Genomic DNA, 13,558 nt, shown 5'->3' with positions numbered 1-13,558 from the left:
CAATTCGGGCGGCAACGATGATCGGTCAGGGCACAATGATTGTTCGTGCCCAGACGAGAGGATCCGCCGACGACAGCTGGTGCGCGCCCTTTCCTGCTGTTGTCCATCCGCGCCGAGCCGGCGGCCGCCGTGGACGAGCATCGGTCTGTGTTGCGGTTGGGCGCCTTGGCCGAGAACGAACTACGCGCGATCAATCTGACCCAGCGGTCGTTGGGACACGTCGATCTCGACGACTGGTCGGGCATCATCCTCGGCGGCGGACCGTACAACGTGAGCGACCCCATCGCGGCGAAGAACGCGACCCAGCGTCGCGTGGAGGCGGAGCTGTCTGAGCTGACCGAACGGATCGTCGCCGCGGATTTCCCTTTCTTGGGCTGCTGCTACGGCGTGGGCACACTGGGCTCGGCGATCGGTGCCGCAATCGACCGCACCCACGGCGAGCCGGTCGGGCCGCTGATGGTCACCCTGACCGACGCTGCGCACCACGATCCGCTGTTCGCCGATCTACCGGCCGGCTTCGCGGCCTACGGCGGGCACAAAGAAGCAGCGACGCGGCTACCTGAGCACGCGGTACACCTCGCTTCCTCACCTGACTGTCCGGTGCAAGCCTTTCGGGTAGGGACCAATGTCTATGCCACCCAGTTCCACCCTGAACTCGACGCGGAGAGTCTGTGCACGCGCATCGACGTCTACCGCGACTTCGGCTACTTCGACCCGAGCGAGGCGAGCGCGCTACAGGCCACCGCGCGGGCGACCGACGCACAGCACCCGCCCACCATTCTGAAGCGCTTCACCGAGCGCTACCGGCGTTGAGTGGCACGCCGCAAGTGAATCGGACACATACACCTCGGTGGTCAGCTACGTGGATCGTCGCCTCGGCTGTAGGCGATGCGGATCAGTCGGCGTAGCACATCAAGGTCGATCTGCTCCAGGCGTTTGACGTACACACACCCGGCGCCTTCGGTGTAGGTGCCGAGGTCGGGAAGCAGCGCAGCTCCTTCGGGGAGATCCTTCAGGCCGTAGAAGGATAGTGCCGACTTGCGGGGGGAGAAACCAACCTTGGGACAGTCTCCTTCCGTACGAGAGGTTTTCGACGGTGAGACGTAGTGATACGAGCCGTACCCGACGATCGAAGGCCCCCACATCACCGGTTCCACGCCGGTCTCCGTACGCATGATCTCGTCGACGCGGTGCCCTTCGGTGACCCGGTGGGCGGGTGTGGCGCGATCGAGGAACTCCTGCACCGACGCATCGGTCGGCTGGGTCTTGATCGTCATGGCAACAACGTATTGTGCGCCGGTCGAGAAGTCACGGGACACGTTCGGTCAAAGCCGTTGACTCGGCCGACCCACCCAGTAGTGTGGTGTTTGTCACATCATTCTGGAGGGAAAACCATGGTAGCGGCCGACATGAAGGATCTCCATCGCAGCATCGGGGCGCTGCGGCATCACCTCGTCACGCTGAAGGCGCATTACGGGGATGTCGATGCCGTGCGACGGATGGCCAACGACCTCGACCGACTCGAGATCGACCTGCATGAGTTCGAGCACGCACTACCACCGCGGATTCGCGCGAAAGGCAAGGACGACGTCATCTACGTCCCGGACAGCAAGTCGGACGAAGCCGCGTGGCTCGGCGCGCAGGATGAAGGGCTGGGCTTCCACTCGCGTGAGCGGACGAAGTGAGCGCGCCCGCAGCTGAGCGGGACACTGCCGGGGTTTTCTCCCCGGGTCGGGCGCGCATCGCAGCGCGCACTCTTCGATCGGACAGATGGTGGCTGTCGCCGCTGCTCACTGTCCTGGGCCTGTCGGCATTCGTCGTCTACGCGACGGTCCGGTCGTTTGTTCGCAGCGCCTATTGGGTGGCCGACTATCACTACCTGACACCCTTCTATTCGCCGTGCCTGAGCGACTCGTGCGTGCCGGGATCAAGTCATTTCGGCACACCGTTTCCGGAACTGCCGATGTGGATTCCCCTCGGCTTCGTGGTGCTGCCGTTTCTGCTCGGCTTTCGCCTGACCTGCTACTACTACCGCAAGGCCTACTACCGGTCGTTCTGGCAGTCCCCGCCGGCGTGCGCGGTCGCCGAACCTCACCGCGGGTACACCGGTGAGACGCGGCTGCCGCTAAAGCTGCAGAACGCGCACCGCTACTTCTTCTATGTCGCGTTGATCGTCACGGTGATCAACACCTACGACGCCATCACCGCGTTCCACGGCAAGGACGGGGGGTTCGGCTTCGGCCTGGGCAACGTGATCTTGGTGGTCAACGTGATCCTGCTGTGGGCCTACACGGTGTCGTGTCATTCGTGTCGTCACGCCACCGGTGGTCGGCTCAAACACTTTTCCGCACATCCGGTTCGGTACTGGATGTGGACTCAGGTGACTCGGCTCAACACCCGGCACATGATGTTCGCCTGGATCACCCTCGGCACCCTGGTGCTCACCGATTTCTACATCATGTTGGTCGCCAGCAACACCATCTCGGACCTGAGGTTCGTGGGGTGATTCGCTTGACGCGCAGCGTTTGCTGCGCAATCGATCTGACGTTGGGAGTTTCTGCCAGATGACCGAACCGGAACGCCACAAGTATGACGTCGTCGTGATCGGTGCCGGCGGTGCCGGTCTGCGTGCGGTTATCGAAGCCCGTCAGAAGGGCTATTCGGTCGCAGTGGTGTGCAAGTCGCTGTTCGGCAAGGCCCATACGGTGATGGCCGAGGGCGGGTGTGCCGCGTCGATGGGCAACGCCAACTCCAAGGACAATTGGCAGACGCATTTCAAGGACACGATGCGGGGCGGCAAGTTCCTCAACAACTGGCGCATGGCCGAACTGCACGCCAAAGAAGCGCCCGATCGGGTCTGGGAGCTGGAAACCTATGGTGCGCTGTTCGATAGAACCGAGGACGGGCGGATAGCCCAGCGCAACTTCGGCGGCCACACCTATCCGAGGCTGGCCCACGTCGGCGACCGGACCGGCTTGGAACTGATCCGGACCATGCAGCAGAAGATCGTCTCATTGCAGCAGGAAGACCATGCGGCAACCGGAGATTACGAGTCACGCATCAAGGTGTTCGCCGAGTGCACCATCACCGAACTGCTCAAGGACGGTGACGCCATCTCCGGGGCTTTCGGGTACTGGCGCGAGTCGGGTCGGTTTGTGCTGTTCGAGGCGCCCGCGGTGGTGCTCGCGACCGGCGGTATCGGCAAATCCTTCAAGGTGACGTCGAACTCCTGGGAATACACCGGCGATGGTCATGCACTCGCCCTGCGAGCCGGTGCCAGCCTGATCAACATGGAGTTCGTCCAATTCCATCCGACCGGGATGGTGTGGCCACCGAGCGTCAAAGGGATCCTGGTCACCGAGGGGGTGCGCGGCGATGGTGGCGTCCTGAAGAACACCGACGGCAAACGTTTCATGTTCGACTACATCCCGCCCGTCTTCAAAGGCCAATACGCCGAAACCGAAGACGAGGCCGACAAATGGCTGGCCGACAACGACAGCGCCCGGCGCACACCGGATCTCCTACCGCGCGACGAGGTCGCCCGCGCGATCAACGAAGAGGTCAAGGCCGGGCGCGGCACCGAACACGGCGGTGTGTACCTCGACATCGCATCTCGTATGCCCGCCGAGGAGATCATTCGCCGGCTGCCGTCGATGCATCACCAGTTCAAGGAGCTCGCCGACGTCGACATCACCGCCGAACCGATGGAAGTGGGGCCCACCTGTCACTACGTGATGGGCGGTATCGAGGTCGATCCGGACACCGGGGCGTCCCGCGTCCCCGGGTTGTTTGCCGCCGGAGAGTGCTCCGGCGGCATGCACGGGTCGAACCGATTGGGCGGCAACTCGCTGTCGGATCTCCTGGTCTTCGGTCGCCGGGCGGGGCTGGGTGCGGCGTCGTATGTGGAGTCGCTGCACAACCGCCCGACGGTCGCTGCCGATGACATCGAGCGAGCGGCGGCGTACGCATTGGCGCCCTTCGATCCGCCCGTCGACGGGACGCCGGAGAACCCGTACACGTTGCATACCGAGCTCCAGCAGTTCATGAACGATCTGGTCGGCATCATCCGAAAGGAGGCGGAGGTACAGCAGGCGATCACCGCGCTCGAGGAGATGCGCGCCCGCCTGGGCGGCATGCAGGTGGAGGGGCATCGTCAGTTCAATCCGGGCTGGCACCTGGCCGTCGACCTCCGCAACATGCTGCTGGTGTGCGAGTGCGTTGCCAAGGCGGCGCTCATGCGCACCGAGAGCCGCGGCGGGCACACCCGCGACGACTATCCGGACATGGACCCGGCGTGGCGCAACACGTTGTTGGTCTGTAAGACCGTGACCGGCGACGATTCGCCGGTCCCAGAGGTCACCGTGGTCACCGAGCAACAGGTCCCGATGCGTCCGGATCTGTTGGAGGTGTTCGAGTTCGACGAGATCGTGAAGTACTACACGGCCGACGAGATCGCCGGTCATCCAGACGCCGGAGGCGCCAGGGAGAACTGACCGCAACGAGGAGAACCGATATGGGCTATGACGCGAAGTTCCGGGTATGGCGTGGGGACGCCGACGACGGTGACCTCCAGGATTTCACCGTGCCCGTCAACGAAGGCGAGGTGGTTCTCGACATCATCCACCGGTTGCAGGCCACCCAGGCGCCCGATCTGGCGGTGCGCTGGAACTGCAAGGCCGGTAAGTGTGGATCGTGTTCTGCAGAGGTGAACGGCCGCCCCAAACTGCTGTGCATGACCCGGATGTCGACCTTCACCGAGGACGAGGTCATCACCGTGACACCGATGCGAACTTTCCCGGTCATCCGTGACCTGGTCACCGACGTGTCGTTCAACTATGCGAAAGCTCGTGAGGTCCAGGCGTTCACACCCCCGGAAGGTCTGGCGCCGGGGGAGTACCGCATGAAACAGGTCGATGTGCAACGCTCGCAGGAGTTCCGTAAATGCATCGAGTGCTTCCTGTGTCAGGACACCTGTCATGTCGTCCGTGACCACGAGGAGAACAAGCAGGCCTTTGCTGGGCCACGCTTCCTGATGCGGGTGGCCGAACTCGACATGCATCCCCTCGATATGGCCGAACGGCGGGATTCGGCCCAGTACGAGCACGGATTGGGGCTGTGCAATATCACCAAATGCTGTACAGAGGTCTGTCCCGAGCACATCAAGATCACCGACAACGCCCTGATTCCGATGAAAGAACGAGTCGCCGATCGTCATTACGATCCACTCGTGTGGTTGGGCAACAAACTCTTCCGGCGCAAGTAGGCGTAGCCGCTGCGAAACCCGGCACTTTGTTCTGGTGAACACGGGGTTGCACATAGCCACGGGCGATCCGCAGGTCTGGTTGTGCAACAGCAACTTCTGCCGCGCCGCGCCGGTTACGTCGGTTTTACCATCGAGGACTGCACAGGAACGTTCGCTAATTTATGGTCAATCGTGCGTACACCGGTAGTGCGCACCGAACACTGATGCGAAACGCTCCTTTTCCCACTCCTTGCCTGCGGAGGTCCTGCCTTGCCACCAGATGTAGAGGGCGCCATCACCACGATGGGGTCGGTCAACAACGAATTCTTCTACTGGATGTCCATCGCGCTGATGATGCTCATCCACGCGGGGTTCCTCGCTTATGAGGTGGGTGCATCACGCTCGAAGAATGTGCTCGCCACGGCGATGAAGAACCTGCTTGCCTTCGCGACGATCATCGCCTCGTTCTTCTTCGTCGGCTGGTTCCTGTACAACGCGATGCCCAGCGGGTTTATCGAGATGACAGACGCCGCACAGGCGGCCCTGCCCTGGAGTGACAACATGGGGCCCAACACCGCGGACTCCGCCAGCGGCATCTTCTGGGGCGCTTTTGCGCTGTTCGCGGCCACCACCGGCTCCATCATGTCCGGTGCCGTACTGGAGCGGATTCGCACCAGCGCCTTCCTCGTGCTGACCGTGCTCGTCGGCTCGGTCGTGTGGATCATCGGCGCGGCGTGGGGCTGGCACGGCGCCGGCTGGATGTTGACCGAACTCGGCTTCCACGACGTGGGCGCCGCCGGTTGCGTCCACATGATCGCCGGATTCGCCGCCCTCGGCATCCTGATCAACCTCGGCCCACGGCTGGGTCGGTTCAAGGCTGACGGCACCCCGGTCACGATCCGGCCGCATAACCTGCCGCTGACCATGGTCGGACTGATGCTGATCTTCACCGGCTTCTTCGGCTTCCTGATGGGCTGCGTCATCTACAGCAACGAGGGCTACGCCACCATCTACGGGAGTCCGACGACCCTGTCCGCCTTCGCATTCAACACGCTGATGGGTCTGGCGGGAGGCATCATCGGTGCTTACCTGATGTCGCGTGGTGAGCCGTTCTGGACCATCTCGGGTGGCCTGGCCGGTGTCATCGGCGTCGCTGCCGGGTTGGACCTCTACCATCCCGCCCTGGCGTTCATCATCGCGCTCGGTGCCGGCGGCCTCATCCCGTACATCGGAAAGTTGTTGGAGAAGTTCAAGATCGACGATGTGGTGGGCGCGGTGGCGGTCCACGGCGGTGTCGGTCTGTACTCGGTCGTCATGGTGGGAGTCTTCCTGTCCGGGTATCCCAACACCGATGGCAACCCGTCGATCTCGCTGTGGGGCCAGCTCGTCGGCGCCGTGGTCTTCATGGCGCTCGGTTTCATCCCGGCCTACCTGGTGTCCCTGGGTATGAAGAAGATCGGCATGCTGCGTATCCCGCCGGAGGTCGAAGCGCAGGGCCTCGACCTCGCCGAGGTCCCGGCCACGCCCTACCCCGAAGGCATTCCGGTGACCGTCATGCGCGGCGACACCGGTGACATCGTCGCCGTGCCGGCCGACGATGCGGGCGAAGTCGTCACGATTCCCAAAGAAGAGGTGAAGTAGATGTTCAGTCCGATCGATTCCTACGACGACCCCGGAGTGGTGTTCACCTTCGGCGGCTTCTCGGTGGGTGTGTGGATCGTCTTCATCCTCGCGGTGGCGCTGTTCATCGGTTTCTTCGTCGCAATGGTCCGCCACGAGAACCACGCGTACCAGGCGATCATCGAACACGAACCGATCGAGAAGGGACCTGCGGCGGAGGGGGAGCCGCCCGTCTACTGACCGAAGCCGGCGAGGTCGGTCCCTGGTGACATTGTGCCGTAGATCGGAGTCAGCATGTGACTTCGATCTACGGCACAAAACCCTGTTACCAGGGGTTTCGTGGTGCCCTCGGTGAGACTCGAACTCACACTGGACGGGTTTTGAATCCGTTGCCTCTGCCAATTGGGCTACGAGGGCGTGTGCTGCGCTGCCACTGTGTGGCAGCCGCGACAGTCCACTCTAGATGATCAGCCCATGCGCGGGCCAACCGGTACTCTGCACGCATCAGCTCTGACGAATAATGCTGGTCAGGGGTAGGCGTTCCGAGGAGGGGATGTGACGGTGGCAGACAGGGCTGCGGCTCGGACCGGCGAACAGACGACGCACCGGGTGCTCGTGGCCGAGGATGACTCGCTGATCCGCATGGATCTGATCGAGATGCTCCGCGAAGAGGGGTACGACGTTGTGGGGGAGGCCCCCAACGGCCAGGTCGCCGTCGAACTGACCGAGAGCCTCACCCCGGACCTGGTGATCATGGACGTGAAGATGCCCGTACGTGATGGCATTGATGCGGCATCGGAGATCGCGAGCCGCAAGCTCGCCGCGGTGGTGATGCTGACCGCCTTTAGTCAGCGCGAGTTCATCGAGAAGGCGCGTGACGCCGGTGCGATGGCCTACCTGGTCAAGCCGTTCACCAAAGCCGACCTGGTGCCTGCCATCGAGCTCGCCGTGAGCCGGTATCAGGAGGTGGTCGCGCTCGAGAAGGAAGTCGCCACCATCACCGATCGTCTCGAAACGCGCAAACTGGTCGAACGCGCCAAAGGTTTGCTGATGGAGAAGCATTCGATGACCGAACCCGAAGCGTTCAAATGGATTCAGCGTGCCGCGATGGACCGTCGCACCACCATGAAGGCCGTCGCGCAGGTGGTCGTGGAGACGTTGGGAGCCACCAACTGACGGTTGGGGCGGGGTCGTCGTTAAATCTGTGAAAATCCGCCGTCGGTGTCATGCGGCTTCCTTCTCAATCCAGCGCGCGTTGCCGGGTTTGGGTCTATGTTTTCTCAAGGTCTCCTCAGCAGATCGGCCGGCACGGGCGAAACGTCCTGTGCCGGAAGGGTGGGAAAAGTGAAGAAGGTACGAAATGCATCGTCGTGTGACGACAGGTGCCCTCGCGGTGGCGCTGGCGGGCGTGCTCGCCGTATCCGCGTGTAGCGACAAATCGAGCGACTCCGGATCGGGCGGGGCCAGCGGATCAGCTGCTGCGAGTTCCGGTTTGACGATCGCTCCGCTCGCTCAGATCGATACTCAGGGCAACGAGGTGCCGGTGGCCTCGGAAGCCGACGCGCTCACACCGGCGGGTGACGGCAACGCCGACTGCCCCGAGACCACCATCGCGATGGCCGGCGCACTGACCGGTGCGGACGCCGCGCTCGGCATCAACATCAAAAACGGCGCGCAACTCGCCGTGGACCAACACAACGAAGCGAACCCGAACTGCCAGATCGTCCTACGGACCTTCGACACCGAGGGCGATCCGCAGAAGGCCACCCAGGTGGCCCCGCAGATCGTCAATGATGAGTCGATCGTCGGCCTGATCGGCCCGGCGTTCTCGGGCGAGACCAAAGCCACCGGCGGCATCTTCAACCAGGCGGGCCTGGTCTCGGTCACCGCCTCGGCCACCAACCCCACGTTGACCGACAACGGCTGGAAGACCTTCTTCCGCGGTCTCGCCAACGACGATGTGCAGGGCCCCGCCGTCGCCAAGTACCTCACCGGCACGATGGGCAAGAAGAAGGTCTGTGTGATCAAGGATGACACCGATTACGGTGTGGGACTTGCCCAGGCGATGACCGAGTCGCTCGGTCCGGCCGCTGACGCGAACTGCTCCGGTGACGTCAAGAAGGGCGACCGCGAGTTCTCGGCGATCATCTCGAAGGTCACCGCCGCCGACCCGGATGCGGTGTTCTACTCCGGGTATTACGCCGAGGCCGCGCCGCTCGCTCAGCAGCTGAAGACGGCCGGATTCCAGGAGACGTTCGTCTCCGGCGACGGCGCCAACGATCCGCAGTTCACCGCCCAGGCCGGCGACAGCGCCAAGGGCGCGATTCTGTCGTGCCCGTGTGGTCCGGCGCCGGATCAGTTCAAGTCCGAATACGAGGCGGCGTTCAACCAGGCGCCTGGCGTGTACTCGGTGGAGGCCTACGACCTCGCCTCGATCCTGATGAAGGGCATCGCCGAGGGCAATCGCACCCGTCCCGAGCTCCTCTCCTACGTCAGCGACTACCAGGGCCCCGGCCTGGCGCGTCAGTACGAGTGGAGTCCCACCGGCGAGCTGACGTCCTCGCTGATCTGGGTGTACGAGGTCAAATAAGGCACAGCACAACACGGTGCGTCCGGGCGGTGGTCGGGCCCGGGCGCACCGTGGTCTCTGTGGTGTTTCGTGGCTGAAAGGCACGTATGATCGTGTACTCGATGGCCGAGACGACCGCGGTGGCCTCGACCATCGGGTTCGATCTCGGCGCACTCCGGGAAGGGTTCTGGGGACTCACCATCGAGGGACTCACCTACGGCGCGATCTATGCGCTCGTCGCCGTGGGGTACACCCTCGTCTACGGAGTTCTGCGGCTGATCAACTTCGCCCACTCCGAGGTGTTCATGCTTGGCATGTTCGGGCAGTACATCGGCCTGCTGTTGCTCGGCTTCACACCGTCGGGCAACACCTATTCCGAAGGCACGGTCATGACCGTGCTCTACCTGCTGCTGGCGGGTTTGTGCGGCATGGCGGTGTCAGGCAGTGCCGCAGTCGGTTTGGAGTTCGTCGCCTACCGCCCGCTGCGCAAACGCAAGGCGAAGCCGTTGGCCTTCCTGATCACGGCGATCGGCATGTCGTTCGTCTTGCAGGAATTCGTGCACTACCTGCTGCCCAAGGTGCCGGTGGATCCGACGTTGGGCGGATCGAGCGCCCAACCGACCATCCGGCTGGTCCAGCCCGTGCAGGAGTTCAACATCTTCGGCGCGCCGGTCTACAACCTGACGCTGATCATCATCATCTCCGCGCTTGTCCTCGCGTTGGGGACCGACTTCCTGATCAACCGGACGCGCCTGGGCCGCGGTATCCAGTCGGTGGCCCAAGACCCGGACGCGGCGCTGCTCATGGGGGTCTCGCGAGAGCGGATCATCATGGTCACGTTCTTGATCGGTGGTCTGCTCGCCGGCGCCGCAGCCTTGCTCTACTCCTTGCGTGTCCCCACCAACATCGTCTACTACGGCGGATTCATCCTCGGTATCAAGGCGTTCTGCGCGGCGGTCCTCGGTGGCATCGGCAATGTCCGGGGTGCGCTGTTGGGCGGCCTGCTGCTCGGCGTGATGGAGAACTATGGGTCGGTGGTGCTCGGCAACCAGTGGCGCGACGTCGTGGCCTTCGTCCTGCTGATCCTGGTGCTCATGTTCCGCCCCACCGGCATCCTCGGCGAGAAACTCGGGAAGGCACGGGTATGACCTCAGCGCAACCACCGTCCGCTCCGGAGCCCTCACATGCCACGCCGCCGCGCGGCATCGGCGACGTCATCCGCCAATGGTGGAACGGCCTGCCTCGCGTGATGCAGTGGTTGGTCGGTGTTCCCGCTATCATCCTGATCGCCTTGCTTCCGGTCCTCAATCCACCGTTGATCACCACCACGGCAACAGATTTCGGCGTCGTCATGGCGACTTTCGCGATGACGGCACTCATCGCGATCGGGCTCAACGTGGTGGTCGGGCAAACCGGCCTCCTCGATCTGGGCTATGTCGGCTTCTACGCTGTCGGTGCGTACGTCGTCGCCTTGCTGACGAGCCCGGCCAGCCCGTTGTGGGACACGGCCGACCACGGTATCTTCTCGGGTCCTTGGGGTTGGCTTGCGTGCGTACCGCTGGCCATCGTTCTCACCGGCGTCACCGGTGTCATCCTCGGCACTCCCACGCTGCGTGTTCGCGGCGACTACCTCGCGATCGTGACCCTGGGCTTCGGTGAGATCGTCCGATTGCTGGCCGACAACCTCAGCGATATCACCAATGGAGCATCCGGACTGCAAGGTGTGCTGTACCCCGAGATCGGGCGCACCGCCGAGTACCCGAACGGCGTGTTCTCAACCGCCAACAACGCCGGCACCCTCAACTACGGGGTGTGGTGGTATTGGCTGGGCATCGTCTTGGTGATCGGCGTCCTCATCGTGGTCGGCAACCTCGAGCGCAGCCGCGTCGGTCGGTCCTGGGTGGCCATCCGCGAGGATGAGGACGCCGCCGAGATCATGGGTGTGCCGACGTTCAAATACAAACTGTGGGCCTTCGTCATCGGGGCCGGCATCGGCGGTCTGTCCGGAGCGGTGTACGCCGGGCAGGTGCAGTATGTGGACCCGAAAGCGTTCACCGTCATCAACTCGATGCTGTTCCTGTGCGCCGTGGTGCTCGGCGGACAAGGCAACAAGCTTGGCGTGATCGCCGGCGCGTTCATCATCGTCTACCTCCCTGCTCGTGTGCAGGGCGTCGAGATCGGGGGACAATCGTTGAGTGAGTTCAAGTACTTGTTCTTCGGGCTCGCTCTGGTGGTCCTGATGATCTTCCGACCTCAGGGGCTCTTCCCGGCGCGAGCGCGACTGGTCACCTTCGGCCGTCGGCTCTATGGTGCGGTCACCCGCGCCCCGATCGCCGCGCAGTCCCAACGGCAGGAGACCGAGGCATGAGCCGACATCGGCGCGACGACTATTCGACACCGAAAGCCCCGGCCCGACGCCCGGATACCGTCGCGAGGTCGGAAAACGAGGAACAGTTGGCCGACGCCGTGGCCGACCCGCAGGCCCGGGCGATCGTCGACCCGGCCGCGATCGATCCCGAACTCACCGATCCCGAGGCGGTCGCCGACGCGGTCGCTCCCCAGCGCGACATCCACACTGCCGCCGGAGATGTCCTGCTCGAGGTGTCGGGACTGACGGTGGACTTCGGTGGTCTCGCCGCACTCGACGACGTCACTTTCGACATCAGGCGCGGGGAGATCCTCGGGCTGATCGGGCCCAACGGGGCCGGCAAGACGACCTGTTTCAACGCGATCACGGGCGTCTATCGGCCCACCCGGGGACGCGTCTTGTTCGACGGCTCTCCGCTGGGGAAAATCAAGCGCCACAAGATCACCCGGCTCGGAATCGCTCGGACTTTCCAGAACGTACGCCTCTGGGGTGAGATGACGGCGCTCGAGAACGTGTGCGTCGGCACCGACGCGCGACACAAGACGTCGGTGTTCGGCGGGATCGTGCGCACCCCTCGCCACTACCGCGAAGAACGCGACGCGGTGGACCGGGGCATGGCCCTGCTCGAGTTCGTCGGAATCGGACCGCACGCCGCAGAGAAGGCGGCCAACCTGCCCTACGGAGACCAGCGTCGGCTGGAGATCGCGCGCGCGTTGGCCACCGAACCGAAACTGCTGTGCCTCGACGAACCAGCCGCCGGATTCAACCCGATCGAGAAGACCGCACTCATGGAGTTGATCCAGAAGATCCGCGACGACGGCTACACGGTGCTGCTCATCGAACACGACATGCGGTTGGTGATGGGGGTCACGGACCGGATCGTGGTGCTCGAGTTCGGTCGCAAGATCGCCGAGGGCAGCCCGGAACGGGTGCGTAACGACCCTGCCGTGATCGCCGCCTACCTGGGAGTGCCCGATGACGAACTCGCCTGAGACCACCTCGGCCACAGCGGTCCTGGAACTGCGGGATGTGCAGATCCACTACGGTCGGATCCGTGCGCTGCACGGTATCTCCCTGCACGTGGCGCCCGGCGAGTTGGTGACGCTGTTGGGGGCCAACGGCGCCGGCAAGTCGACCACGATGCGGGGGATATCGGGACTCAACCGCCTGTCGTCGGGCGACATTCTGTTCGACGGCGAGTCCATCGCCGGTCTCCCGCCGCACGAGCGGGTGAAACGCGGCATCATCCAGGTTCCGGAGGGGCGGCGCATCTTCCCCGGGATGACGGTTCTGGAGAACCTCGACATGGGCTGCTACGGAAGGAGATTCTCGTCCAAATCCGCCTACCGCGAATCGATCGACCATGTTTTCGAGCTGTTCCCGCGGCTCGGTGAGCGGCGCAAGCAGTTCGGCGGAACGATGTCGGGTGGCGAGCAACAGATGCTGGCCATCGGGCGGGCGTTGATGGCCCGGCCTCGGCTACTGCTCCTCGACGAACCGTCGATGGGTCTGGCCCCCATGGTGATCCAACAGATCTTCCGGATCATCACCACGATCAATTCCGAGGGCACCACCATCTTGCTGGTGGAGCAGAACGCCCAACAGGCCCTGAGTCGGTCGACTCGCGGCTACATCCTGGAGACCGGATCGATCACCAAAGAAGGAGCGGGCGCAGACCTTCTCGTCGACGACGCCGTGCGCGAGGCGTACCTCGGGGTCGCCTGATGTCTGCTCGGGTTGAGACGCGAGGTGCTGCTCG

General features: G+C 63.7%; 14 protein-coding genes and 1 tRNA gene. 13 read left to right on the top strand and 2 right to left on the bottom strand.

The genetic code is table 11. The features are described 5' to 3' along the window. Nucleotides 1-45: 45 nt before the first annotated feature. Nucleotides 46-813: a glutamine amidotransferase gene (locus L1892_RS08280; protein WP_235723115.1), complete on the top strand. Its 768-nt coding sequence runs from the start codon at nucleotides 46-48 to the stop codon at nucleotides 811-813. A gap of 41 nt (nucleotides 814-854) precedes the next feature. Here L1892_RS08280 and L1892_RS08275 read toward each other — a convergent pair whose 3' ends face one another. Then, a complete protein-coding gene (locus L1892_RS08275; RefSeq protein ID WP_235723114.1) occupies nucleotides 855-1,277 on the bottom strand; it encodes a DUF1801 domain-containing protein in 423 nt (140 codons plus the stop codon). A gap of 117 nt (nucleotides 1,278-1,394) precedes the next feature. Here L1892_RS08275 and L1892_RS08270 point away from each other — a divergent pair, with 117 nt between their 5' ends. From L1892_RS08270 to L1892_RS08245, 6 genes are all read left to right on the top strand, one after another. After that, on the top strand, nucleotides 1,395-1,685 hold the full coding sequence (locus L1892_RS08270) for an Rv0250c family protein (protein WP_235723113.1): 291 nt from the start codon (nucleotides 1,395-1,397) through the stop codon (nucleotides 1,683-1,685). After that, entirely contained in the window at nucleotides 1,682-2,506 is an 825-nt protein-coding gene (sdhC, locus tag L1892_RS08265; protein WP_235723112.1) for a succinate dehydrogenase subunit SdhC, read from the top strand. Before L1892_RS08270 ends, sdhC begins: the two co-directional genes overlap by 4 nt. Before the next feature lie 58 nt (nucleotides 2,507-2,564). Further along, entirely contained in the window at nucleotides 2,565-4,493 is a 1,929-nt protein-coding gene (locus L1892_RS08260) for a fumarate reductase/succinate dehydrogenase flavoprotein subunit (RefSeq protein ID WP_235723111.1), read from the top strand. 20 nt (nucleotides 4,494-4,513) lie between these two features. Next, nucleotides 4,514-5,263 (top strand): succinate dehydrogenase/fumarate reductase iron-sulfur subunit, encoded by a 750-nt coding sequence (locus tag L1892_RS08255; protein ID WP_235723110.1) that lies wholly within the window; start codon nucleotides 4,514-4,516, stop codon nucleotides 5,261-5,263. Nucleotides 5,264-5,512: 249 nt separating this feature from the next. Further along, nucleotides 5,513-6,883, top strand: a complete 1,371-nt coding sequence (locus L1892_RS08250; protein ID WP_235723109.1) for an ammonium transporter — start codon at nucleotides 5,513-5,515, stop codon at nucleotides 6,881-6,883. Continuing rightward, nucleotides 6,884-7,102, top strand: coding sequence for a hypothetical protein (locus L1892_RS08245; RefSeq protein WP_235723108.1), 219 nt, complete (start codon nucleotides 6,884-6,886; stop codon nucleotides 7,100-7,102). A gap of 100 nt (nucleotides 7,103-7,202) precedes the next feature. Here the strand turns inward: L1892_RS08245 and L1892_RS08240 are convergent. Continuing rightward, nucleotides 7,203-7,279, bottom strand: a tRNA-Leu gene (locus L1892_RS08240). A gap of 138 nt (nucleotides 7,280-7,417) precedes the next feature. Here L1892_RS08240 and L1892_RS08235 point away from each other — a divergent pair. The 6 genes from L1892_RS08235 to L1892_RS08210 all read left to right on the top strand — a co-directional run bounded on the left by L1892_RS08235 (nucleotide 7,418) and on the right by L1892_RS08210 (nucleotide 13,524). Continuing rightward, entirely contained in the window at nucleotides 7,418-8,038 is a 621-nt protein-coding gene (locus L1892_RS08235) for a two-component system response regulator PdtaR (protein WP_235723107.1), read from the top strand. Nucleotides 8,039-8,222: 184 nt separating this feature from the next. Beyond that, nucleotides 8,223-9,452, top strand: coding sequence for a branched-chain amino acid ABC transporter substrate-binding protein (locus L1892_RS08230; protein ID WP_235723106.1), 1,230 nt, complete (start codon nucleotides 8,223-8,225; stop codon nucleotides 9,450-9,452). Between the two features lie 86 nt (nucleotides 9,453-9,538). Beyond that, nucleotides 9,539-10,579, top strand: coding sequence for a branched-chain amino acid ABC transporter permease (locus L1892_RS08225; protein ID WP_235723105.1), 1,041 nt, complete (start codon nucleotides 9,539-9,541; stop codon nucleotides 10,577-10,579). After that, nucleotides 10,576-11,799: a branched-chain amino acid ABC transporter permease gene (locus L1892_RS08220; RefSeq protein WP_235723104.1), complete on the top strand. Its 1,224-nt coding sequence runs from the start codon at nucleotides 10,576-10,578 to the stop codon at nucleotides 11,797-11,799. The genes L1892_RS08225 and L1892_RS08220 overlap by 4 nt, the downstream gene beginning before the upstream one ends. Beyond that, nucleotides 11,796-12,791, top strand: coding sequence for an ABC transporter ATP-binding protein (locus L1892_RS08215; protein ID WP_235723103.1), 996 nt, complete (start codon nucleotides 11,796-11,798; stop codon nucleotides 12,789-12,791). The genes L1892_RS08220 and L1892_RS08215 overlap by 4 nt, the downstream gene beginning before the upstream one ends. Beyond that, nucleotides 12,775-13,524, top strand: a complete 750-nt coding sequence (locus tag L1892_RS08210; RefSeq protein WP_235723102.1) for an ABC transporter ATP-binding protein — start codon at nucleotides 12,775-12,777, stop codon at nucleotides 13,522-13,524. Before L1892_RS08215 ends, L1892_RS08210 begins: the two co-directional genes overlap by 17 nt. The last annotated feature ends 34 nt before the right edge of the window (nucleotides 13,525-13,558 follow it).

The organism is Gordonia tangerina (genome assembly GCF_021556435.1).
Lineage (GTDB): Bacteria > Actinomycetota > Actinomycetes > Mycobacteriales > Mycobacteriaceae > Gordonia > Gordonia tangerina.
Note: the sequence above shows the minus strand (reverse complement) of the source record. Positions and strands in the feature narration are given on the sequence as shown.